The sequence below is a fragment of the Asticcacaulis sp. EMRT-3 genome, from assembly GCF_030027245.1.
GTDB lineage: Bacteria > Pseudomonadota > Alphaproteobacteria > Caulobacterales > Caulobacteraceae > Asticcacaulis.
Window position 1 is genome coordinate 973,486 of sequence record NZ_JASERT010000001.1, and the last position, 23,707, is coordinate 997,192.

Below are 23,707 nucleotides of genomic sequence, written 5' to 3' on the forward strand. Positions count from 1 at the left end.
TTGGGCGCTAACCGGACGCTGCAAAACGACAACATGAACTGGTCCTTCCCTCATACCTCCCCAGCTTGCTGGGGAGGGGGACCGCGACGACGCGAAGCGGCGGCGGGGTGGTGGGGTTTCTTTCTTCCCCCCTTATTCCCGCCAGCCGCGCATCATGCTATCCCCCGTCCATGACGTCTGAACACCCCACCGCCCGGCTCGACATCGACCTGAACGCCCTGCTGCATAATTTCCATGCGCTGCAAAAACGCTGCCCCGGCGCTGAGATCGCCCCGGTGGTCAAGGCCGACGCCTATGGCCTGGGCATGGCCACCATCGCCCCACATCTGGCGAAACACGGCGCGCGCACCTTCTTCGTGGCCCGCCTCGACGAAGGCATCGCCCTGCGCAAACGGCTGCCCGAAGCCGTCATCTATGTGCTGGACGGCTTTACTGGCGATTTGCAAGCCTTCTTCACCCATCGCCTGCGACCGGTTCTGAACAGTCTCGCGCAATACCGGCTGTGGCATGATGGCCAAAGCCTGCCCGCCGCCCTGCATATGGATACCGGCATGAACCGGCTTGGCCTGCGCGTCGATGAACTGGCCGCCCTGCCCGCTGCGCCCGCCCCTGCCCTGCTGATCAGCCATCTGGCGTGCGGCGACACCCCCGATCACCCCGAAAACGCCCGCCAATCCGCCGCTTTTCGCACCCTCACCACCCGCTTTTCCGGCGTTCCGCGCTCGCTGGCCAACAGCGCCGGGGCCTTTCTTGGCGAGGCTTACCGCTTCGATCTGGTCCGCCCCGGCATCAGCCTGTATGGCGGCGGGCCCTTCGGCACCCCCCACCCCGAATTGCACCCGATTGCCCACCTTTCCGCCCGTATTTTGCAGGTCAGAGCGCTCAAAAAAGGCGAAACCGTCGGCTATGGTGCCACCTTTACAGAGCCGCACGACATGCAACTGGCCACGCTCGGCATCGGTTATGCTGATGGCCTGTTGCGCAGCTTCGCCGAACGCGGCTTCGTTACCGTGAACGGCCAGCGCCGCCGCCTGACAGGCCGCATTTCGATGGACGTGTGCAGTATCGATGTCACTGGCCTCGATGTGCAGGCGGGCGAATGGGTTGAAATCCTTGGCGATTCTCAAACTGTCGATGAGGTGGCCGCCGCGTCCGGCACCATCGCCTATGAGTGGCTGACCCGTCTGGGGCCACGCATTCCGCGCACATATCGCACTTGACACGCGCCCTCAAATCGGAACATATGAAGAACAACTTCATGCCGAGGATGTCATGGCCCGCGATTCCGTTCAGTTTATCTGCCAGTCCTGCGGCAGCGTTTCCGCAAAATGGCAAGGGCAATGTCCAGGTTGCGGCCTGTGGAACACACTGGTTCAGGAAAGCTTCAGCGCCCCGCCCGGCGGGCTGAAACCGGAGACGGGCGGCAAGCTGTCGCGCCTCAATCGCTTGCAGTTTGAAACCCTTGACAGCGTTGATGAAGCTCCGGCGCGCATGGTGACCGGCATCGGTGAATTCGACCGCGTCTGCGGCGGCGGCGTGGTGCCCGGTTCGGCCATACTGATCGCCGGCGATCCCGGCGTTGGCAAGTCCACCTTGCTGTTGCAAGTGGCCGCACAGGCAGCGCAAGGCGGTCTGAAGATCGGCTATATTTCCGGCGAAGAGGCCGTTGAGCAGATTCGTGGCCGCGCCACCCGCATGGGCGTATCGAAAGCGCCGGTCGATCTGGCCGCCGAAACCAGTCTGCGCACTATTCTCGAAGCCCTGAAGCGCGAAAAATTCGACCTCGTCGTCATTGATTCGATCCAGACCCTGTGGTCCGACGCCATCGAGGCGGCGCAGGGCTCGGTGTCGCAGGTGCGCGCCTGTGCGGGCGAACTGGTGCGACTGGCCAAGAAGCAGGGCACCTCGGTCATCATGGTCGGCCACGTCACCAAGGAAGGCCAGATCGCCGGGCCGCGCGTCGTCGAACACATGGTCGATGTGGTCCTGTCGTTCGAAGGCGAGCGCGGCTATCCGTTCCGCATATTGCGCGGCGCCAAGAACCGTTTTGGCGCCACCGATGAGATCGGCGTGTTTGAAATGGGCGATGCGGGTCTGCGCGAAGTGCCCAATCCGTCCGCCCTGTTTTTGGGTGATGGCCACGAACGCGCCGCCGGTTCGGCGGTTTTCGCCGGTATCGAAGGTTCGCGGCCCGTTCTGGTCGAGATGCAGGCGCTCGTCGCCCCGTCAGCCTATGGCACGCCGCGCCGCGCCGTTGTCGGCTGGGATTCCGGGCGGCTGGCCATGATTCTGGCCGTGCTGGAATCGCGCTGCGGCGTGTCGTTTGGCCAGAAGGATGTCTATCTCAATGTGGCGGGCGGCTTGCGCATTTCCGAGCCTGCCGCCGATCTGTGCGCGGCGCTGGCGCTGGTGTCGGCCCTGACCGACACGCCGCTGCCGCGCGACGGCGTGGTGTTCGGCGAAATCAGCCTGTCGGGCGATGTGCGCGGCGTTTCGCGCAGCGAGGGCCGCCTGAAAGAAGCGCTGAAACTGGGCTTTTCCTGCGCTATTTCAGCCGCTTCCGCCGCCGATAATGCCCCGCTCACAGTGCATGGTTTTCGCTCGCTGGCCGATGCGATCACGCGGCTTTTCCCTGCGGAGGCATAAACGCGATTCCCGCAACAGGTTAACAAAGATTGTTAAAATTCGTGACGAATGATATGCAAACCGGCGCGGCACTCCCTAGTCTTGAACGGCATGATAAAAATCGATCTGGTACTGGAAAAGCCTCAACGCCACTACATATAGGGGGATGCATATGCAGCTTTACGATTTCATCTTCCTGGCGTTTCTGGCTATTTCGTGTTTCGCGGGCGTCATGCGCGGCGGCGTCAAGGAACTGGTGAACCTGATCGCGTTTTTCCTGGCCATGATGGTCGCCGTTGTCAGCAAGGGCTACATCGTCAAGGCCTTTCACCTCGGCATCATCACCGGCTATGTCACCGCCTTTATTCTCTTTGTACTGATTTATTTTGCCATTCGCTATCTGGGCCATGCCCTGTCCGACAAGGTGCAGAAACAGAAAGCCCTCGGCGCGTTTGATCGTGTGCTGGGGTTCGCGGTCGGCTTTGTCCGTACACTGGTGGTTCTGGGCGTATTCCATTTGATTTTTTCCGCCGTCACGCCTATTGAGCGGCAGCCCCACTGGTTTCGGGCCGCCAAGATCTACCCGCTGGGCGCGAAGTGCGCCAAGCTCATCCAGGCCTTCATCCCCGCAGGATCCGGCATGGCTGAAAAGGTGGCCGCGAACAACGAGTAACCGACCGTGCCCGGCTTGCGGCCTTCGGGAACGGTCCCGCGTTTGGAAAAGAGATACCATGCTGTCGTCCCAGATCGACCTGTCTGCCCTCACCGATCCGGATGCCTATACCCGCGACCTTGAAGATGACCGCCCGCGCCTCGAATGCGGCGTGTTCGGTGTCTATGGCATTGATGACGCCAGCGCGATCACCGTTCTGGGGATGCACGCCCTACAGCACCGCGGCGAAGAAGCCTGCGGCATCGCCTCCTGCGATGGCCGTCGCTTCTATACCGAACGCGAGCACGGTCTGGTTGGCGATGTGTTTACCCAACCGGAAATCGTCAGCCGCCTGAAGGGGCGCGCCGCCATCGGCCACACCCGCTATTCCACGGCGGGCGGAGCCTTCATTCGCAATATCCAGCCGATGTTCGCCGATCTTGACGATGGCGGCATAGCGCTGGCCCATAACGGCAATCTGACCAATTTCATGTTCCTGCGCACCAAGCTGGTATCGGAAGGTTCGATCTTCCAGTCCACTTCGGATTCGGAAGTGATCCTGCACCTGATCGCCCGGTCGCGGCAATTGCAGGTCATCGACCGCTTTATCGACGCCCTACGCCATATCGAAGGCGGTTTCGCCATCGTGGCCCTGACCAAGAACATGCTGATCGGGGCGCGCGATCCCCTGGGTATTCGTCCGTTGGTCATCGGCAAGCTGGGCGATTCCTATGTGCTGGCTTCCGAAACCTGCGCGCTCGACATGATCGGCGCCAGTTTCGTGCGCGATGTCGAGCACGGCGAAGTGGTGCAGATCGATGAGGGCGGCCTCAAATCCTACAAACCGTTCGATCAGAAATCCGCCCGTCCCTGCCTGTTTGAATATATCTATTTCGCCCGCCCCGATTCGGTTGTGAATGGCCAGTCCATCTATGCCGTGCGCAAGGCGATGGGCCGCCAACTGGCGCTGGAACACCCGGCCGACGCCGATATTGTCGTGCCCGTGCCCGATTCCGGCGTACCGGCTTCGTTAGGCTTTGCCGAACAATCGGGCCTGCCGTTTGAACTGGGCATTATCCGCAATCACTATGTCGGCCGCACCTTCATCCAGCCGACGCAAGGCATCCGCGATCTCGGCGTGCGCAAGAAGCACGCGCCCAATCGCATCGTGCTGGAAGGCAAGCGCGTCATCCTGATCGACGATTCGATTGTGCGCGGCACCACCTCGGTCAAGATTGTCCGCATGGTGCGAGCGGCTGGCGCGAAAGAGGTGCATCTGCGTTCGGCTTCGCCGCCGATCATGTGGCCCGATTTTTACGGTATCGATATGCCGGATCGTGAGAAGCTGCTGGCCGCCAATCACACGCTGGAAGAAATGCGCGTCAAGCTGGAATGCGATTCGCTGGGCTTCCTGTCGGTTGACGGACTTTACAAGGCGATGGGACACAATCGCCGCAATCCCGAATGCCCCCAATTCACCGACCATTATTTCACCGGCGAATACCCCACCCGCCTGACCGACCGCGAAGGCCTTTCGGACGATTCCGATGCACCCGGTTCGCAATTGTCGCTGCTCGTCAACGCCCACTGAGAGGTGCCATGACCGACTTGTCGCAACAGGGCCGGATCGCCCTCGTCACCGGCGCTTCGCGTGGCATAGGTCGCTCATGCGCGCTCGGCCTCGCCCGCGCCGGTGCGCAGGTGATCGCCTGCGCCCGTTCCAAAGCGGCGCTTGAGGCACTCGACGACGATGTCTTCGCCGCCACCGGCCAGCACGCCACGCTGGTGCCATTCGACCTGACGGATTTCGAGCCACTTGATCGCCTGAGCGGTGCGCTTTTTGAGCGCTTCGGACGCATCGACACCCTGGTTCATGCCGCCGCCATATCCGGCACACTGATGCCGGTCACGCATCAGGAACCAAAGGATTTCGACAAGATCATCACGCTCAACCTGACGGCCACATGGCGTCTGCTGCGCGCCCTTGAACCGCTTTTGCGGCAATCTCAGGCCGGACGCGCCGTTTTCCTGACCACGGGCGATAGCGTCACCCAGGGCCGGGCCTTCTGGGGGCCCTATGGCGCCACCAAGGCGGCGATGGAAACTTTGGTGCGCGCCTGGGCGGATGAGGTCGAGATCACGCCGATCCGCACGGCCCTCCTGTCACCGGGCGCCATGCGCACCAAAATGCGCGCCGCCGCCTATCCGGGCGAGGATCCGCAAAGCCTGCCGCACCCCGATGAGATCGTGCCTTTGCTGCTCGAACTGGCGGCACCGACACGCATCCCGCCCACGGAAAAGGTCAGTTTTCGTGACTGGCTGGCCAAGACCAGCCCCGTCGCGAACTAATTATCAGCGCTTTTTCGGAGCCGCCGGACGCGAACGCCCGCCCGGCCCCGCCGCGCCCGGCTTGGTGCTCGGCCCGATGCTGCGCGCCTTGGCGGTCTTCGCCTTGGCGACATCGTTGCGCGCCTTGACCACCACCTTGGCCTTGGGTGCTTCGGCAGCCCCCTTCTGCTTTTGCCGCACACGGTTGGGATGGGCGGGCTTCACACCCGGCTTGACCTTAGGCTGTTTTCTGACGCGCGAAGGCCCGGCCGTGTCCGACGCCTTATCATCATACGGATTGACCCCGGTATTGGCCTTGACCAGCAGGCGGATAGGCACACCCGGCATATCAAAAGATTCGCGTAAGCTATTGATAAGATAGCGTCTGTATTGATCAGGCATGGCATAGGCGCGCGCCGCGAACAAAACGAAGGTCGGCGGTCTGCCCTTGGTCTGGGCCATATATTTCGGCTTGATGCGCTTGCCTTCGACCGCAGGGGGCGGATGGCGCTGAATAGCCAGAGCCAGCCAGTCATTGAGATCGCGCGTCTTCACCTTGGCCGACCAGTTGCGATAGGTCTTGAGCACAGCCGGCATCAGGCGTTCCAGCCCGCGCCCGGTGGCACCCGACAGTGTCACCAGCGGCGTGCCTTTAAGCTGCGGCAACATGCGCTCGGAGGTTTCGATGATCTCTTGCAGGCGCGCTTGTGGCTCCTCCACCACATCCCATTTCGAGACGGCATAGACCAGGCCGCGCCCTTCGCGTTCGACCAGATCGGCGATTTGCAGATCCTGCACCTCGAAGGCATTGGCCTCATCCATCACCAGCACGACGATTTCGGCAAAGGTAATGGCGCGGATCGTATCGGCGGTGGACAGTTTTTCGAGCTTTTCCTGCACGCGCGCCTTGCGGCGCAGGCCCGCCGTATCCACCAGACGGATCGTGCGGCCCTCATACTGCCAGTCCACGCTGATCGAATCGCGCGTGATACCGGCTTCCGGCCCGGTCAGCAGGCGATCTTCGCCCAGCAACTTATTGATCAGGGTCGATTTTCCGGCATTGGGACGTCCGATAATGGCAATGCGGATCGGTTTGGTTTCGTCGTCCTCATCCTCATCTTCGCTCTCCATGAAATCACCTTCAAACATCTGGCGATATTTTTCGGTCGCTTCATAGAGTTCGGAAATGCCTTCGCCATGTTCGGCGCTGAGGTGAATCGGCTCGCCAAAGCCCAGCACGCGCGCCTCTTCGGCGGTGGCGGCGGCCTGATAGCCCTCGGCCTTGTTGGCGATGAGGATCACCGGCTTGTCGCGCTTGCGCAGGATGTCGGCGAAGATGCGGTCGAGCGGCGTTACGCCCTCGCGGGCATCGACCACAAAAAAGGCGACATCGCATTCGTCAATGCCGCGTTCGGTTTGCTGACGCATCCTCGATTCGAGCGACTGATCGGTCAGGTCTTCAAACCCCGCAGTGTCGATCAGTTCGAGATCGATGTCGCCGAGACGGCCCGTAGCGTAGCGGCGGTCGCGCGTGACTCCGGGCTGGTCATCGACGATGGCCAGCTTCTTGCCCGCGAGGCGGTTGAACAGGGTCGATTTGCCGACATTAGGACGGCCGACAATGGCTATTTTTAAAGGCATGGCCGCCTTATAGCTGAATTCGCCGCAATCGCCAGCCCTGGTTTTTCACGGCTGGCGATTCCTGGCCGTAAGCTTAGCGTATGGCCACCAGCTTGGCATCATCGGTCAGGACAAATAATTTGTCGCCAACGGCGATCGGGCTGATATAGGCCGCCCCCGGTAGTTTGAGGCTCTGCTCCTTTTCACCGGTCATGTCGTTAAAGGCCACGGCCTCACCGAGCGAATTGACCATGACCAGGCGATCCGAAGCCACGAACGGCCCCGTCCACAAAGGCACCTTGCCGACCAGTTTCGGGCGTCCCAGGCCGAAGAAGCCCTTCTTCGTTTTCTGGAAACCGGCATCAAGATCCTTGAGCCAATATACCTGGCCCGATTCACGCGACACGCAGATCAGCTCACCTTGCAGACTGGTCAGGAAGACGACATCGCCCGCCACCCAGGGCGTATTGATGCTGTCAGTATCGAGCGTCCATTTCACATCACCTGTGCGCGCGTCCATCGCCTGAAAAGCGCCCGAATGGCTGGCGGCGAAGATGACGCCATTATACAGAACCGGACGACCGGCAATATCGCGGATGTCCGACAGGGCATTGGTGCGCGACGATTGCGACAGCACCTGATCCCAGACCTCATTGCCGTTATTACTGGTCAACGCCACCAGTTCGCCTGACGAGAAAGGCGCATAGACCAGATCATCGGCCACAATCGGTGAAGAACTTTTGAGGATACGGGCCGGTTCGGAAATAGCCTGATAGGTCCAGACCATGTCTCCGGTACTTTTTTTGAAGGCGAAAATCTCGTTATCGACATCGGTGGCATAGACCTGCGTAGCGTCCACCGTCGGCGGCGAATGCATCTGGGTATCGAGCGCCTTGCGCCATTTTTCCTGCCCGCTGGCGGCATCGAGCGCCGCAATAAAGCGATAGCCCGATGTGACATACAGCACGCCGTCGGATACGGCCAGACCGCCGCCGAAGCCTTCTTTATCGCGTTTGAGATGCGGATTGAGATCGACCGACCAGACCTGATTGCCATTATTGACATCGAAGGCTGAGACCCGTGCCTGACCATCGAGTGTATAGATCAGCTTGCCGTCCGAAACCGGCTGGGCCAGCACCTCGGTGCTGTCTTTCGAGCCTTCGCCGATCGATTTCGTCCAGGCAATCTTGAAATCGGCAGCGGCGGCGGCGTTCTGGATCGGCGCTGTCGGATCGCCACCGGCCATCGGCCAGGCACTGACCGGCTGGGCGGGCGGTATATAGTAGCCGACACCCTTCAGGCTTTTCGATGGTTGCAGTTTTTGTTCGAAGGCGACAATGGAAATACGTTGCCCCTGCGAAATCACCGCACCCTGATCGCTGTTGGCATTATGCGTCATCTTGTTGACAAGGGCACAGCCATTCAGCCCTAGGCTGGCAGCCATAATCAGGGCCAGCAGGCTTCCGGCGCGCCCCATCTCTTTGCGATCCCGGCCTTTCGGGCGCATCTGCGAGGTAAGGATTGACGTATCGGGCATAAGCGCTGATTCCATGATAAGATTTAAACGACCGCCAAATTGAGGGACTGCGGTGACGCGGTTTTACTGAGCGCCATCCGGCGGACCGGCGGCCTGAGTTGCAGCCTGCATCGCGGAAGGTGTCGGCAGATTGGGTACGGGTTCTTTGAGAATGGCGAGAGCGGTTGGAATAGCGCCCGAATCGATAGCTTCGACAATTTCACCCGCCCGCTGCTTCAGGCCGTCGGGCGTTCCCACAGTGATGCTGAGCACCTTGAGATCGTCACGTGCGCCCTTGATGTCGCCATTCTGAAGCTTGGCCAGGGCCAGGGCTTCCTTGGCCAGAGGTGCAACAGGATCATTCTTGCCGGTCAGGGGCGTCAGTCGTTTGACGACATCGGCGTAAGGGGCCGTATCCATGCTAATATAGGCGGCCTTGAGAGCGGCAGTATCGCGCAACAGCGGCGACGGCGCAGCCTTGGCGGCTTCATCCAGATCCTTGATAGCTTCGTCCGGCTTGTGCGCCGCATCGGCCATCCCGGCCAACTCCATCAGGGCCAGGGCCTTGTAGGACGGACTGCCATCCTTGACGGCGGCTTCAAACTGCTTTTTCGCGGTGGCGTCGTCGCCATTGCCCGAAGCATCAATCCCTGCCTGAAAAGCCTCGGAGGCCTTCGCCGAATGCGCGGCCCGCAAGCTCTGCCAGCCCCAGATGCCGAGCGCCACGACCAGGGCGATCACCAGTACACCCGTTACCCAGGGCCACGTCTTTTTGACGATGGCGACCCATTTGTCGGCGCGTAATTTGTCTTCGGTTTCGTCAAAAATGTCGCTCACTGCGCATCCTTCTGGTCAAACTTCGTCTTCGGCTTCGTCTTCGGCGTCAACTTCGGCACGGAGCGCTAGCCTCCTTGCAGCGGCGGCGAACCTAGCCTCTGAGCGGCAAATACGCAACCATACAGCCGTCTTCACGGCATGTCTTTTGCGAAGTTTCCCCCTGACATGCAGCGCCCTCTATCTGGAAGCCGAAATCCTGAGCATTTATTTCGAAAAATATGTCTCTTCTGGGGCGGGAAAGCTGCGCGACCTGACATCATCAGCGTAGGCCGCCACCGCAGAATCGATCTGGTTGCGCAGATCGGCGTAATGACGCACGAATTTCGGTGTCCAGTCGAACAGGCCCAGCATGTCATCCACCACCAGCACCTGACCGTCGCAGGCGCTGGAAGCCCCGATGCCGATGGTCGGCGCCTTGACCGCGGCGGTGATCTCACCGGCCAGATCGGCGGCCACGCCTTCCACAACGATGGCGAAAGCGCCGGCGGTATCGGTGTCGCGCGCCTCCTTCAGCACCTTTTCGCGCTCCGCTTCGTTACGCCCCTTGGCCTTGAAACCGCCCTCGGCATTGACCGCCTGCGGTCGCAAACCGATATGGCCCATCACCGGAATGCCGCGTTCGACCAGATAACGGATCGTGTCCGCCACAGCCGAACCGCTTTCCAGCTTGACGGCCTGAGCGCCGGTTTCCTTCAAAAGCCGCACCGCATTAGCGAAGGCCAGTTCGGGACTGGCCTCATAACTGCCAAACGGCATATCGACCACGACCAGCGCCGTATTGGCCCCGCGCATCACCGCCTGAGCATGGAGGCTCATCATGTCCATGGTGACGCCGATTGTGTTGGGCAAGCCGTGAATCACCATGCCAAGGCTGTCGCCCACCAGCAGAATATCGCAATGCGGATCCATGATCTGCGCCATCGGCGTCGAATAACAGGTCAGGCAGACAATCGGAGTCTGGCCTTTACGGGCATGAATATCAGGGGCGGTTAATCGCTTGCTGCGGCTGGGCGCGGTTTGGCGGCTCAAGGGCTTATTCCTTAACTGGCAAGGTCTTAAGCGGACACCTGACAACTCGACCGCCAGAATCCGCCTCATTCAGAACAGGCGTCATACAGCCACAGGCGGCCTAAATATAGCGGAAAACAGTTTTGATAATCCACGACCAGACCTGATTCGAGATCAGACTCTGAATTTTTTTAGAACACACATCTTGCATTAGATGTAATTTAGATATATCTAAATGCTATCGAATTTGAAATCGTGTTCCTTGACGCTGTTTTATTTTCGATATATCTAATCACACTCTAAAATAGGAGGAAAGCCCATGCGTGGCTTTTTCTTTCACCGCCTTGGAGGCGGTCACGGTCTTGAGCGCCATTTCGGCCATCGCGACGGCTTTGGTCGCGGTTTCGGACGCGGACACAGCGATGGTTTTGACCCGCGCCGTATGGATCACGATTTCCGCGACGGCCGCGGCAGCCGCGATGGCCGCGGCCTTGGTCACGGCGGTTTACGGCTGGTATTGCTTAAACTCATCGCCGAAAAACCCAGTCACGGATACGAACTGATCAAGGCTGTCGAAGACCTTTTCAAAGGCGCCTACACGCCCTCGCCCGGCGTCGTTTACCCCACACTAAGCTGGCTCGAAGACGAAGGCCATATCACCATCGCCGCCGGTGAAGACGGCCGCAAGCAGGCTTCGATCACCGACACCGGCCAGTCCTTCCTGAACGAACATGCCGATCAGATCGACGCCATCTTCGCGCGCATGGAACAGGCTGGCGGCGAGCACGGCGACTATGCACCGATCTACCGCGCCATGCATAATCTCAAATCGGCGCTGCGGATGCGTGGCCTGAAATCGCTCGACCAGACTCAGATCGAAGCGATTGTCGATCTGATCGACGACACCGCCAAGAAGATCGAACGGTTGTAAAGCAGAGGCAAGGGGACGTGATGGATTATGTTCTGATCGCCGATCAAACCGCCCTGCCCGCTCTGCTTAAGCGCCTTGAGCGTTTATCGGGCGGGCGCGTGGTGGTGCTGGCTCAACGGCCTGACAGTGAAATGGCCGTCACCATCTTGCCCGCCGGGCTAACGCATAGCTCAAGCGCCGCATGGCTCACCGCATCCGCGGCGACGCGCAGTCGCGCTTGCCATGCTGCGATGAGTCAAAGTCATCGCAGCTTGGATAAGGCCGAATGGCATTGGGTGCATGATGATAGGGAGCACGCCTTCGCACTCAACCAAGCCTTGCGCGGTCTGCATCTGCCGCAAGGCCAAACCCAGGCATGGGTGGCCTGCTCCTCCACCGAATCCCGGCTGATCCGCCGCCAGCTTGTCGAAGATCATGGCGTCTCGCCCGATCATATCGAATGCGTCTTTTATGCCTCGGCCAGCAGACGCTCAAGCACGGCAACAGAATCGGGCTTGAAACCGGCGATGATGTGATCGCCGGTTTCAAAAATCGGCCGTCTGATCATCGAAGGCTGAGCCAGCATCAATGCAATGGCCTTGTCAGCGCTCAACCCCTCACGATCCGCCTCCGGTAATTTGCGAAACGTGGTGCCTGAACGATTGAGCACGGCTTCCCAGCCCAGCCGTTCGCACCATCTGCCAAGATGTTGCGCATCAATGCCGGACGCCTTGTAATCGTGGAATCTGAAATCCACCCCGCGCGCCGTCAGCCATTTCATGGCCTTTTGCATAGTGTCGCAATTTTTGATGCCGTAAATAGTGAGCATGACCGGTGAATCCTCAATTTCAATGACAGGCATATGCCGATAACGGACTGTAAATTCAATATTTCTCATGAAGCAGACCTGGAAATATCGCAATGCCCCGCATCTTGGGCGGTGGAGAAAGGCGTCATGCCGCCGTCTGATGACTTGGGCGCTCCTCATCTGAAGAAGAAAAAATAAAAAATTCATAAGCATAACCGCCGGGTGCTATGCCCATTCTTCATTCTGTCCAGAGGAATGGTTTGCGCACCTGTGCGGATTATGTTAAATGTACGGTATTCGAAATTCAGGTTTTGACTTGTCTGCTCGCCTGAAGAGGCCTCTCCAAGACATCGCTACTTTCGGATTTTCACACATGTCGTGTGACGATAATGCACGAAGGTGCGATTTCATAAGGAGGCCAACATGGCCAGCGGTACCGTAAAGTGGTTCAACCCGACCAAGGGTTTCGGTTTCATTCAACCTGATCAAGGCGGCAATGACGTGTTCGTTCACGTGTCCGCCGTTGAGCGCGCCGGTCTGCGCACGCTGAACGAAGGTCAAAAGGTTTCGTACGAAATCGCTCAGGATCGCGGCAAGAGCTCAGCCGTCAACCTGCAAACCGTCTGATCCTCGGATTAACGACATGAAAAAGCCCGGTGCTGAAAAGCGCCGGGCTTTTTTGTATTAAAAAGCGCGCCCTATTCCCACTCGATCGTGCCGGGCGGCTTTGACGTCACGTCGTAAACAACGCGGTTAACGCCCCTGACTTCATTGACGATTCGGGTGGCGCAGCGGCCAAGAACCGCCCAGGGAAATTCGTAGAAATCGGCGGTCATGCCGTCCGACGAGGTGACGGCGCGCAAGGCCAGCACGTCTTCATAGGTGCGGGCATCGCCCATCACCCCCACCGTCTTGACCGGCAGCAGCACGGCGAAAGCCTGCCATATCTCATTATAAAGCCCGGCCTTGCGGATTTCATCGAGATAGATGGCGTCGGCATCCTGAAGCGTTTTGACCTTTTCGGGCGTGACCTCGCCGGGAATACGAATGGCCAGACCCGGCCCCGGAAACGGATGACGGCCCACAAAAGCAGCGTCGAGGCCCAGTTCGCGGCCCAGCGCCCGCACCTCGTCCTTGAACAGTTCGCGCAAGGGCTCGACCAGTTTCAGCTTCATATAGTCCGGTAGGCCGCCAACATTATGGTGCGACTTGATCACCGCCGACGGGCCGCCGGACGGCGAAACGCTCTCGACCACGTCAGGATAGAGCGTACCCTGGGCCAGGAATTGCGCGCCTTCGATCTTGGCCGCCTCGACGTCGAAAACGTCGATAAACAGCTTGCCGATGGTCTTGCGTTTGGCCTCCGGGTCGGCAACGCCTTTCAGCGCACCAAGGAAAAGCTCTTGCGCTTCAACATGGATCAGCGGAATATTATAGTGATCCCTGAAGAGAGACACCACCTGCTGGCCTTCATTCTTGCGCAACAGGCCGGTATCGACGAAGACGCAGGTCAGTTGCTCGCCAATGGCTTCGTGGATCAAAACGGCGGCCACGGAAGAATCGACCCCGCCCGACAGGCCGCAGATCACCTTGCCCGTCCCCACCTGCTCGCGGATTTTGGCCACCATTTCCTGACGGAACGAGGCCATCGACCAGTCGCCGGCAAAGCCTGCAATCTCGAACAGGAAGTTGCGGATCATGTCGGTGCCGCGCTTGGTATGCACCACTTCGGGGTGAAACTGCACAGCGTAGAATTTGCGCCTTTCATCGGCAATGGCGGCATAGGGCGCGCCCTCCGATGTGGCGATGACTTCGAACCCGTCGGGAATGGCGGTGACGCGGTCGCCGTGGCTCATCCACACGGTTTCCTTCGCATCAAGGCCCTTGAAGATTGGCGACGCCTTGATCACGTCGATTTCGGCGCGACCAAACTCACGGTCGTGCCCGGCCTCGACCTTGCCGCCCAGCAGTTCGCACATGAGCTGTTCGCCGTAACATATTCCGAAAACAGGCACATTCTGCTCAAACAAAGAGGCATCGATGCGCGGCCCGGCATCGATCACGCTGTGCGGGCTGCCCGACAGAATGACGGCCTTTGGCTTCAGCGCCGCCAGCGCTTCGGCGGCCTTGGTGAAGGGGTGGATTTCGCAATAGACGCCGCATTCGCGCACACGGCGCGCGATCAGTTGTGTCACCTGAGAGCCGAAATCGACGATCAGCAGGGCTTCGTGATGGGACATTTCGCTTACCTTGAAAGACGTTCCCAGGCGGCGAGGAAAAAGCCGTCCGTCCGGGTTTTGTAAGGGCTGAGACTGAGCCTATGGCCCGCCGTATTGAGGTTTGTCGAGTCGAAAGACAGGCCCGCCCCCGCTTTCAGCAGGCTTTCCACCGACAGGGGCTGGAATTCGGCATGGGCGGCTTCGAAAGCTTCGGCGCTTTCGGCGTTTTCATCGTCCAGCACCGAGCAGGTAACATAGACCAGCCGTCCACCGGGTTTGACGCAGCGCGCGGCGCGACCCAGAATCTGCACCTGCAACAGATGCAGGCGGCGCACCTCGTCTTCCGTCAGACGATGCGCCTCTTCCGGGTGACGCCGCCATGTGCCCGAACCGGAACAGGGCGCATCGACCAGCACCAGATCGGCATCAGCCAGCGGCGTCAGCAGGGCTTCATCTTCGGGATCGGAAAAATGAATGAAATGGGCGCTGGCTTGCGCGCGCGCCAGACGTGGCTCAATGGCGCGCAAACGCTTTTCAACCACATCACAGGCCCAGATTTCACCCTCTCCGGCCATCATCTGCGTCAGGGCCAGGGTCTTGCCACCACCACCGGCGCAAAAATCGACCACCTTCTGCGCGCCGGGCAACAGGCCAGTGCCTGCGATAAAGGCCGCCAGTTGCGAGCCTTCGTCCTGAATTTCGATCAGGCCGTTTTGATAGGCGTCGAGCTTGACGAGATTGGGCGGTGGTTCGGCGGGCAAACGGATGCCGAAAGCGGAAAACGGCGTCGGTTCCGGGCTCAGGCCCGCCTCGCGCAAATAGTCGAGCATGGCCGTGCGCGTAGTGCGTGATCCATTGACGCGCAGATCAATCGGGGCGCGCGGCGCCATCAGTTCGGTGGCCTCCGCCGCCCAGTCATCGCCAAACTGCCGCTGGAATCGCGCCACCACGAATTCCGGCAGGCCGCTTTTCACCCAGTCCGGCGCATCCCCCTCACCCGCCGCCAAGCGTTGGCGCTCCTGCGCACTTAAGGGCGGCGGCCCGTAGCCCTGACCGCTGAACAGAGCGTCGATCTCCGCCAGCGGCAGGCCGTCGATCAGGGCCAGAGAGCCCAGAACGAGCGCCCGGCCAGGATGGCGTTCATCGGCCTGCATGGCCCAGATCAGGCGTTGCCGCGCCCGCAGGCAGCGATAGACGCGGTCGGCAATGGCGCGGCGATCCTTGGAACCGGCATAGCGATGGCCCTGCCCCCACGCTTTCAGCACCGTCTCGGCCGTGGCGCGCGTGACCACAAGCTGGTCGAGAATCTCGGCGGCGGCTTGTAAGCGGGCAGCAGGCGTCAAAGGGGATTCCTAGTGAAACAGAGCACCGAGGCACATGATGATGCCGGCTATCGAAACCGCCCAGCACAGGGTGCGCAAAACGATCAGATTGAAAGCATAGAGCGGTATATAGATGATGCGCGCCGCCAGATAGAGCCGCACACCCCACATCGTGGTTGTATCCGATTTGTGGGCGAGCGCCAGCAGGATAACCGTGACCGCAAAGAAAACAAAGGTTTGCTTAAAATTAGCAAAGGCGCGATCAAGACGTTCGCCGATGACGCCCTTGTCAAACGGCGTATCGCGTGACGACAACGACCATACCAGAAAACCTTTGCGCGTAGACGCGAAGACCAGCGGCAGGACAATCATCACAAGGCCGAGAATGGCGGCCCAGACCAGTACCCAAAGCTCATAAGTCATACGCTTATCCTTTTCAAACTACTGTCTGTAATTAGGCGCTTCCCTGGTGATCATCACGTCATGGACGTGGCTTTCGCGCAGACCCGCGCCGGTGATACGCACGAAACGCGCGCGTTGCTGAAAGGCGTCAATCGTCGGTGCGCCCACATAGCCCATCGCGGCGCGTAAGCCGCCGACAAGCTGGTGGATGACCGGCCCGACCGGCCCCTTGTACGGCACCTGACCCTCGATGCCTTCGGGCACCAGCTTCATCGAATCGCGCACCTCCTTCTGGAAGTAACGATCCGCCGAACCCGAGGCCATCGCGCCCACCGAACCCATGCCGCGATAGGATTTATACGAACGGCCCTGATAAAGGATCACCTCGCCCGGCGCTTCTTCGGTGCCCGCGAACATCGAACCCAGCATGGCCGAGCACGCACCCGCTGCGATAGCTTTGGCCAGATCGCCCGAAAACTTGATACCGCCATCGGCGATGATCGGTACACCCGTGCCTTCAGCGGCGCGAACGCTGTCGAGAATGGCCGTCAGTTGCGGCACGCCAACCCCCGCCACGATGCGCGTGGTGCAGATCGAGCCCGGCCCGATCCCCACCTTGACGGCGTCAGCGCCAGCGTCGATCAGGGCGCGTGTGGCGTCATAGGTGGCCACATTGCCAGCCACGATCTGCACCTTGTTGGTTTCATTACGCAGCCGGGTGACGGCCTCCGATACGAGGTTCGAATGGCCGTGCGCCGTATCGATGACCACAACATCGGCTCCGGCTTCGACCAGCGCCATCGAACGCTCGAAACCGGCGTCGCCTACGGTGGAAGCGCCCCCTACCAGCAGACGACCCGACGTATCCTTGGCGGCCAGAGGATAGGCCTGCGCCTTTTCCATGTCCTTGACCGTGATCAGGCCAACGGCGCGGTAAGCTTCATCGACCACGATGATACGTTCGATGCGGTGACGCGCCATCAGGCCGCGCGCCTCGCCCTGCGCCACGCCTTCGCGCACCGTGATCAGGTTTTGCGTCGTCATCACGTCAGCGGCGGTCTTGGCGCCGTCGCCTTCAAAACGGATGTCGCGGTTGGTCAGGATACCGACCAGCTTATTGGTTTCGCGCTCCACTACCGGAAAACCGGAAATATGGCGGCGTGCGATGATATCACGCACCTCGGCCAGCTTGGTGTCAGGATGGATGACGATTGGATTGATGACCATGCCCGATTCAAAGCGCTTGACGGTGCGAATCTCGTCGGCCTGCTCTTCATTGGTCAGGTTGCGGTGGACGATCCCCAAGCCGCCATTCTGCGCCATCGCCACGGCCAGCGGTGCTTCCGTCACCGTATCCATCGCTGAGGATACCAGCGGAATGTTCAGGCTGATGGTGCGGGTGAATTTCGTCTTCGTATCGACAGAGGTGGGCACCACATCCGAGGGACCGGGCTCCAGCAAAACGTCGTCGAAGGTTAGGCCTTCGCGTATATCCATATTGGACTCTCCATTTTGCGGGTTGTTCCTATGGGAAACGCCATGCCGCGTAAAGACCCGGCGGAAAAATAATTGTTTCAGCCGGTAAGGATCGGTGAAGCGCAGGCCACATCTATCCCTTGAACCCCATCGCCACGATGTAGATTTCCGACGAATCCGCCCGGCTCGATTTGGGTTTGAAATGGCGCACCGATTCAAAACTCAGCTTGAGCCTGAGCAATACCGCCTCGGTTTCTCCGCCCTGGAAGGCCTTGGCCGCGAAGGTGCCGCCGCTTTTCAGATTGAGAAGCGCGAAATCCGCCGCCATTTCGAGCAGGCTCATGATCTTGAGGTGATCGGTCTGCTTATGGCCGACCGTATTATGGGCCAGATCCGACAAAACAACATCGGCCCTGCCGCCCATCATCTCCATCAACTGCTCGCCAATCGCCGGATAGGTGAAATCGGCCTGAATCAGTTCGGCCCCCGGCACCGGATCGACCGGCAGCAGATCGACGCCCACCACCTTTGACGCCCCGCGCTTGATCGCCACCTGCACCCAGCCGCCCGGCGCACAGCCCAGATCGACGACGCGCGCGCCCTTACCCAATATATGGAAGCGCTCGTCGATCTCGATCAGCTTGAAGGCGGCGCGCGAACGCCAGCCCTCGGCCTTGGCCTGCTGCACAAACGGATCGTTCAACTGCCGCTCCAGCCACTTGGCCGAGGATTGCGTGCGCCGCTTGGCGGTTTTGACGGCGGTGTGGCCCGTGCCGCGCCCGGACATATTGCCCCCTTCCGGCGGCTTCACCATGCGGCGGCGCGGCTCATCTTCGGGTTTTGCAGGCGGTTTTGGGGGTAATTTGTCACTCATAAGCCACTCTATAGCTGGATTTGCTTGCCTTTCGCAAAACAGAATTTCCAAGGGCCGCGCCGGAGGCTATAAAAATCACACATCGAAGGTTCGGAGCGCGCCATGATCAAGCCTCTTCCCGTTCTGATCGTCACCCTTCTCATGGCTGGCTCCCTTTCGGCCTGCGGCGATGCTTCCGACCAGCCGAACCGGCTCCAGCCACCGGCCGCCGCCGCTGATCTGCCGGCTTCGGGTACTGCATCGTCAGATTCCGCGATCATGTCGTTATCCACCGCTTCCACCAACGGCACCTGCACGGCCCAGATCGGTGCGGCCGCCGCACAAAGGCTGGTCGAACGCTGCCAGGCCGTATCTTCCGCCACCCATCCGCCCTGCAATGCCGAAAACAGTTGCGACCTGATTCAGGGGGAAATCGACCGGGCCTGCGCCATGTATGGCGAGGGTGAGGACAAGCCGCCAGAATGCACGGCATAAAAGAAGGCTGGGTGTGAAATAGCGCTAAATATTTGTAATCCGCACCCTGATCCCCTATGTGAGGGCCATCTGTTTCTGCAAGGAGCTCCTATGTCCGAAGACCTCGAAAACACACTTATCCTGACCCTCGATACCGGCCCGGTCACGATCCGCCTGCGCCCCGACCTGGCGCCCACCCATGTGGCCCGCATCAAGGAACTGGCGCGCGAAGGCTTTTATGACGGCATCGTCTTTCACCGCGTCATCCCCGGCTTCATGGCGCAGGGCGGCGATCCGCAGGGTCAGGGCTTTGGCGGCTCCGGCAAGAAGATCAAGGCCGAGTTCAACAACGAACCGCATGTGCGCGGCGTCTGCTCGATGGCGCGTTCGCAAAATCCCGATTCCGCCGACAGCCAGTTCTTCATCTGCTTCGACGACGCCCGCTTCCTCGACAAGCAATATACGGTGTGGGGCGAAGTGACCGACGGCATGGATAATGTCGATGCCCTGCCCAAGGGCGAGCCGCCGCGCAATCCCGGCAAGATCGTCACCATGCGCGTGGCCGCCGATGTCGAAGCCTCTTAACCAAACCGTTTAAACGGATTTTAACGGGCCGGTCGCAAGGTAACTCAACCTTTGTATGAGTATCCAGTATGCGTTCGCGTTTCAGTATCACGCCTGACCGGCCCAACCGCCTTATGATCATCCGCCTGCACAGCCTGAGCGGTGACAGTATCCCTGCACCCGACCTGATCGACGCTCTCGCGGGCATAGAAGAACCCTGGCTTTATAATGCCCTCTTCGATTTTCGCCGCTATGAAGCCGAGCTTTCGCGCGATTATCTGGCCTTCCTGACGAAAAAATGGAGCGCCCTGACGCAAGGCCGTGACCGCGCCCGCTGCATGGCGCTGGTCAGCCGTGACTATGATCTCAAACGCCGCCTCTATGGAATGCTCGAGATCATGCCCGAACGCGCCATCGACGTGTTCGATGATTTCGATGAAGCACTCGACTGGATCAAGGCCGGGCCGCAAACCTGGCGTCCCGATAGCTTGCGCCTTGCCAGCTAACCTGAAGTTAAACAGTCTGCGGCAGAATGGCACCCTGTTTTCCGTCTTGCCTGTTTCCATTGAGAAAGATCATGACCAGCCATGACCGCGTCAGTCTTTCGCTCGACGAAGACCACAGAATACTGACCCTGCGCTATATTGGCGGGCTCGGCGGGGACGTGCTCTATGCTCAATTGCTCGAACAGTTCCACCGCATTTCTGCCCCGTGGTCTTACGACATACTGGTTGATACGCGCCGCTATGACGGCGTCATTCTGGCCAGCCACACCGAAGCCTTTGGTCAACAATGGGCCGATCTGGCTCAGGGCCGCGATCAGGGCCGCCTGATGGCCATCATCACCACCGACCCGCTGATCCGTGTTCGCAAGGGCTTGCGCACGACCATCTTCCCCAACCACATCTCCGAGGTGTTCGCCACCTTCGATGAGGGGCTGGACTGGATCATGGATTATCGCGGCTTCTCTCGCCCCATTAACGCTTGACGTCAGGGACATTGTCGCGTTTGACGACGCCATGCTGATTTCCGATTTCGATTTCGACCTGCCCGAAGACCGCATCGCGTTGCGCCCCATGCAACCGCGTGAAGCCGCCCGCCTGTTGCGTGTTGATGGCGACGCCCTGACCGACAGTCATATTGGCGACATCGGGCAATTCCTGCGCAAGGGCGATCTGCTCGTCGTCAACGACACGCGCGTCCTGCCGGTGCAACTGCATGGCGTGCGCCCGCGCGACGGCACCGAGGTGGCGGTGGAAGCCACCCTGATCAAGAGCCTGGGCGCATCGCAATGGCAGGCTTTTCTCAAACCCGGAAGGCGCGTCAAACCGGGAGACAGCCTGCTGTTTGGCGATATGGCTTGCCAGTTGCAAGCTGATGTAAGCGCCAAGAGTGAGGCCAAGGGCGAGGAGGGCATTTACACCCTCACCTTCCGCCACAGTCAGGTTGAATTGCTGGAGCGCCTGCATACGGTCGGGGCCATGCCGCTGCCGCCCTATATCCGCTCGAAACGCCGCGAGGACGAGCAGGACAAGCAGGACTATCAGACCATGTTCGCGCGCGAGGAAGGCTCGGTGGCGGCACCCACGGCGGGCCTGCACTTCACACCCGCCCTGCTCGAAAGCCTGACCGCGCAAGGCGTTGGAATCGAGCAGATCACCCTGCACGTTGGGGCGGGCACCTTCCTGCCGGTCAAGGTAACGGATACAGACGACCACGTCATGCACGCCGAATTTGGCGTGATCCCGGCGGATGTGGCGGCGCGCATCAATGCCGCCCGCGCTGCCGGAGGCCGGATCGTCTGCGTCGGCACCACCTCATTGCGGCTGATGGAATCGGCCTGCGATGATCAGGGCGTGATCCACCCTTTCGCGGCGGAGACATCGATCTTCATCACGCCGGGCGTGCGCGTGCGCGCCTGTGACCTGCTGATGACCAATTTTCACCTGCCGAAATCGACCCTGTTTATGCTGGTTTGCGCCCTGACCGGCACCGAAGCGATGAAGGCCGCCTATGCCCATGCCATTGCCAACGGCTACCGCTTTTTCTCCTATGGCGACGCCTGTTTGCTGACCAACAGGTCGCGATAAGAAGAACGCGATCTTTACGCCGCCGACTTTCGCCTCTAAGAGGCGCGGATGACCAGTTTCCCGTTTGAAATCCACGCCCATCAGGGTCAGGCGCGCACCGGCGTGCTGAAAACGCCGCGCGGCGACATCCCGACGCCGATCTTCATGCCGGTCGGCACGGCTGCCACCGTCAAGGCGCTGACGCTCGATATGGTGCGCCAGGCCCATGCCAGGATTATCCTCGGCAACACCTATCACCTGATGCTGCGGCCGGGGCCTGAGCGCGTGGCGCGACTAGGTGGCCTGCACAAATTCATGGGCTGGGACGGGCCGATCCTGACCGATTCGGGCGGTTTTCAGGTGATGAGCCTGTCAAAAATCTCGAAGGTCAAGGAAGAGGCCGTCACCTTCCAGAGCCATATCGACGGCTCGAAACACGTTCTGTCGCCGGAACGCTCGATCGAGATTCAGGCCGATCTGTTAGGCTCCGACATCGTCATGCAGCTTGATGAGTGCGTGTCATGGCCCGCCGAGGAAAAGCGGGCGCGAGAGGCGCTGCAATTGTCGGCGCGCTGGGGCCTGCGCTCCAAAACCGCCTTCGGGGCGCGCGACCGACAGGCCCTGTTCGGCATCCAGCAGGGATCAACCTTTGAGGCCTTGCGGCGCGAATCAAGCGAACGTCTGCTTGACATTGGTTTCGACGGCTATGCCATCGGCGGTCTGGCGGTCGGCGAAGGCCATCAGGCCATGTGCGACACGCTCGATTACTCTGCGCCGCTGCTGCCCTGGGATCGTCCACGTTACCTGATGGGGGTGGGCAAGCCGATAGATCTGCTCGAAGGCGTGGCGCGCGGCGTTGATATGTTCGATTGCGTCCTGCCGACGCGCTCAGGCCGCCACGGTCAGGTCTGGACGTGGGACGGCCCGATCAATATGAGAAACGCCCGCTTCGCCGAGGATGACGAACCGCTTGACGCCGCCAGCGATTGCCCGGCCAGCCGGGACTATTCAAAAGCTTACCTGCATCATCTTGTCAAATCGGATGAAATTCTCGGCCAGATGCTGCTGTCCTGGCACAATATCGCCTTTTTCCAGGCCCTGATGATACGGATGCGCGAAACCATCGCCGCTGGAACCTTCGATGCCCTGCGCCGCGACCTCAAGGCGCGCTGGACGCGCGACTGATCAGTGGTTTTTGTGGCGCAGCCTGCGCTGTTGCGGAGGCGCTTCTACCGGCGGCGGCGTCTGGGCGTCCGCATCAGCATCGGTGTCGATGCGAATGGCCGTGTGCGGCTTGAACCATGACGGCGCGGCGGGCGGAGCGCAGTTTTTATTCATGCCCACGCCCTTCAGATAGGCGCGGCGTACCTTGCCTGCCTGAATGGCCGTGTCCATTTCTTTCTGATGTTTGTCGGCGCCCGTCACCTGGCGCATAAACCCGCGAAACGGAATGATGCTGCGCGCTGCATTGCGTACGGCACCGATTGCGGCATGATTGGCCATGCGCTGGCCTTTTTGGGACATGGTGGACGAATCCGGGGCGGGCGGTTCGTCAAAGTCCGCCCCCAGCAACACATCAAGCTCGCTGACCTCGGCGGAAATGGCCGCGCAATTATCCAGGCCGCTCAGATCATAGGGCTTGGTGATAGCCTTTACGAGAATATCGGGAATGGCCTGACGCTTCAGATTGAGATCCGAGAGCGGGGCCATGAAAGCATCCCCCCAATTATTATCCGCATCGGTGCTGGAACGCATGGGGCGCTGTGCATGATCGTCGTCGTGGTTTTTGCGGGCATCTCTGTCCGCTGGCGAATCGCTGATGTTGTAATGCGGTTTTGACGCGCAGGCACTCAGGCAGCCGGACGCCATAAGCGCCGCCACGATCATTATCAGAAAGGATGAATGACGACACGCAAATCCCGACCGTGGCCCTGTCATGCCCACAGCCTTCCCCAAGGCCAGCATCGTCTTTCCCCCGTTACTCTCAGGCCAAAAGCCCATTCACCGCCTCCGGCCGAATACAT

Annotated in this window: 25 protein-coding genes; 14 read left to right on the forward strand and 11 right to left on the reverse strand. The window is 60.2% G+C overall.

The window, feature by feature from the left end:
• Positions 1-170: 170 nt before the first annotated feature.
• The 5 genes from alr to QB905_RS04760 all read left to right on the forward strand — a co-directional run bounded on the left by alr (position 171) and on the right by QB905_RS04760 (position 5,626).
• Positions 171-1,220, forward strand: coding sequence for an alanine racemase (gene alr / locus QB905_RS04740; protein WP_282973405.1), 1,050 nt, complete (start codon positions 171-173; stop codon positions 1,218-1,220).
• A gap of 52 nt (positions 1,221-1,272) precedes the next feature.
• Complete coding sequence (radA, locus tag QB905_RS04745; RefSeq protein ID WP_282973406.1) at positions 1,273-2,646, forward strand: DNA repair protein RadA; 1,374 nt, start codon at positions 1,273-1,275, stop codon at positions 2,644-2,646.
• A gap of 151 nt (positions 2,647-2,797) precedes the next feature.
• Positions 2,798-3,298 (forward strand): CvpA family protein, encoded by a 501-nt coding sequence (locus QB905_RS04750; protein WP_282973407.1) that lies wholly within the window; start codon positions 2,798-2,800, stop codon positions 3,296-3,298.
• Positions 3,299-3,356: 58 nt separating this feature from the next.
• Positions 3,357-4,868 (forward strand): amidophosphoribosyltransferase, encoded by a 1,512-nt coding sequence (purF, locus tag QB905_RS04755; RefSeq protein WP_282973408.1) that lies wholly within the window; start codon positions 3,357-3,359, stop codon positions 4,866-4,868.
• Positions 4,869-4,876: 8 nt separating this feature from the next.
• Positions 4,877-5,626, forward strand: a complete 750-nt coding sequence (locus QB905_RS04760) for an SDR family NAD(P)-dependent oxidoreductase (RefSeq protein ID WP_282973409.1) — start codon at positions 4,877-4,879, stop codon at positions 5,624-5,626.
• Positions 5,627-5,629: 3 nt separating this feature from the next.
• Here the strand turns inward: QB905_RS04760 and der are convergent, their stop codons facing one another.
• The 4 genes from der to panB all read right to left on the reverse strand — a co-directional run bounded on the left by der (position 5,630) and on the right by panB (position 10,607).
• On the reverse strand, positions 5,630-7,246 hold the full coding sequence (gene der, locus QB905_RS04765; RefSeq protein ID WP_282973410.1) for a ribosome biogenesis GTPase Der: 1,617 nt from the start codon (positions 7,244-7,246) through the stop codon (positions 5,630-5,632).
• Positions 7,247-7,319: 73 nt separating this feature from the next.
• Positions 7,320-8,762: a PQQ-like beta-propeller repeat protein gene (locus QB905_RS04770; RefSeq protein ID WP_282973411.1), complete on the reverse strand. Its 1,443-nt coding sequence runs from the start codon at positions 8,760-8,762 to the stop codon at positions 7,320-7,322.
• A gap of 63 nt (positions 8,763-8,825) precedes the next feature.
• Positions 8,826-9,578, reverse strand: coding sequence for a tetratricopeptide repeat protein (locus QB905_RS04775; protein WP_282973412.1), 753 nt, complete (start codon positions 9,576-9,578; stop codon positions 8,826-8,828).
• Positions 9,579-9,782: 204 nt separating this feature from the next.
• The gene (gene panB / locus QB905_RS04780; protein WP_282973413.1) at positions 9,783-10,607 is read right to left on the reverse strand and encodes a 3-methyl-2-oxobutanoate hydroxymethyltransferase; all 825 of its coding nucleotides are present in this window, start codon (positions 10,605-10,607) and stop codon (positions 9,783-9,785) included.
• A 298-nt stretch (positions 10,608-10,905) separates the two neighbouring features.
• Here panB and QB905_RS04785 point away from each other — a divergent pair, with 298 nt between their 5' ends.
• Together QB905_RS04785 and QB905_RS04790 are read left to right on the forward strand one after the other, a co-directional pair.
• The gene (locus QB905_RS04785) at positions 10,906-11,517 is read left to right on the forward strand and encodes a PadR family transcriptional regulator (protein WP_282973414.1); all 612 of its coding nucleotides are present in this window, start codon (positions 10,906-10,908) and stop codon (positions 11,515-11,517) included.
• A gap of 20 nt (positions 11,518-11,537) precedes the next feature.
• Positions 11,538-12,032, forward strand: coding sequence for an SIP domain-containing protein (locus tag QB905_RS04790; protein WP_282973415.1), 495 nt, complete (start codon positions 11,538-11,540; stop codon positions 12,030-12,032).
• Here QB905_RS04790 and QB905_RS04795 read toward each other — a convergent pair.
• Positions 11,966-12,325, reverse strand: a complete 360-nt coding sequence (locus QB905_RS04795; protein WP_282975574.1) for an ArsC family reductase — start codon at positions 12,323-12,325, stop codon at positions 11,966-11,968. The genes QB905_RS04790 and QB905_RS04795 overlap by 67 nt on opposite strands.
• A 402-nt stretch (positions 12,326-12,727) precedes the next feature.
• On the opposite strand from QB905_RS04795, the gene QB905_RS04800 reads away from it, so the two are divergent.
• Positions 12,728-12,931, forward strand: coding sequence for a cold-shock protein (locus QB905_RS04800; RefSeq protein WP_282973416.1), 204 nt, complete (start codon positions 12,728-12,730; stop codon positions 12,929-12,931).
• 71 nt (positions 12,932-13,002) lie between these two features.
• On the opposite strand, the gene guaA is transcribed toward QB905_RS04800, so the two are convergent.
• The 5 genes from guaA to QB905_RS04825 all read right to left on the reverse strand — a co-directional run bounded on the left by guaA (position 13,003) and on the right by QB905_RS04825 (position 18,597).
• The gene (gene guaA, locus QB905_RS04805; RefSeq protein ID WP_282973417.1) at positions 13,003-14,544 is read right to left on the reverse strand and encodes a glutamine-hydrolyzing GMP synthase; all 1,542 of its coding nucleotides are present in this window, start codon (positions 14,542-14,544) and stop codon (positions 13,003-13,005) included.
• A 5-nt stretch (positions 14,545-14,549) separates the two neighbouring features.
• Complete coding sequence (locus QB905_RS04810; protein ID WP_282973418.1) at positions 14,550-15,866, reverse strand: RsmB/NOP family class I SAM-dependent RNA methyltransferase; 1,317 nt, start codon at positions 15,864-15,866, stop codon at positions 14,550-14,552.
• Positions 15,867-15,875: 9 nt separating this feature from the next.
• Positions 15,876-16,268: an MAPEG family protein gene (locus tag QB905_RS04815; protein ID WP_282973419.1), complete on the reverse strand. Its 393-nt coding sequence runs from the start codon at positions 16,266-16,268 to the stop codon at positions 15,876-15,878.
• Positions 16,269-16,286: 18 nt separating this feature from the next.
• On the reverse strand, positions 16,287-17,744 hold the full coding sequence (guaB, locus tag QB905_RS04820) for an IMP dehydrogenase (RefSeq protein ID WP_282973420.1): 1,458 nt from the start codon (positions 17,742-17,744) through the stop codon (positions 16,287-16,289).
• Positions 17,745-17,856: 112 nt separating this feature from the next.
• Positions 17,857-18,597, reverse strand: coding sequence for an RlmE family RNA methyltransferase (locus QB905_RS04825; protein WP_282973421.1), 741 nt, complete (start codon positions 18,595-18,597; stop codon positions 17,857-17,859).
• A 102-nt stretch (positions 18,598-18,699) separates the two neighbouring features.
• On the opposite strand from QB905_RS04825, the gene QB905_RS04830 reads away from it, so the two are divergent.
• From QB905_RS04830 to tgt, 6 genes are all read left to right on the forward strand, one after another.
• Positions 18,700-19,071, forward strand: coding sequence for a hypothetical protein (locus tag QB905_RS04830; protein WP_282973422.1), 372 nt, complete (start codon positions 18,700-18,702; stop codon positions 19,069-19,071).
• Positions 19,072-19,161: 90 nt separating this feature from the next.
• Positions 19,162-19,635, forward strand: coding sequence for a peptidylprolyl isomerase (locus tag QB905_RS04835; protein WP_282973423.1), 474 nt, complete (start codon positions 19,162-19,164; stop codon positions 19,633-19,635).
• Between the two features lie 68 nt (positions 19,636-19,703).
• Positions 19,704-20,120, forward strand: a complete 417-nt coding sequence (locus QB905_RS04840) for a hypothetical protein (RefSeq protein ID WP_282973424.1) — start codon at positions 19,704-19,706, stop codon at positions 20,118-20,120.
• 71 nt (positions 20,121-20,191) lie between these two features.
• Positions 20,192-20,602: a hypothetical protein gene (locus tag QB905_RS04845; protein WP_282973425.1), complete on the forward strand. Its 411-nt coding sequence runs from the start codon at positions 20,192-20,194 to the stop codon at positions 20,600-20,602.
• 31 nt (positions 20,603-20,633) lie between these two features.
• Complete coding sequence (queA, locus tag QB905_RS04850) at positions 20,634-21,704, forward strand: tRNA preQ1(34) S-adenosylmethionine ribosyltransferase-isomerase QueA (RefSeq protein ID WP_282973426.1); 1,071 nt, start codon at positions 20,634-20,636, stop codon at positions 21,702-21,704.
• A gap of 48 nt (positions 21,705-21,752) precedes the next feature.
• Entirely contained in the window at positions 21,753-22,868 is a 1,116-nt protein-coding gene (gene tgt, locus QB905_RS04855) for a tRNA guanosine(34) transglycosylase Tgt (protein ID WP_282973427.1), read from the forward strand.
• Here the strand turns inward: tgt and QB905_RS04860 are convergent, their stop codons facing one another.
• Positions 22,869-23,393, reverse strand: a complete 525-nt coding sequence (locus tag QB905_RS04860) for a hypothetical protein (RefSeq protein WP_282973428.1) — start codon at positions 23,391-23,393, stop codon at positions 22,869-22,871.
• Positions 23,394-23,707: the final 314 nt, after the last annotated feature.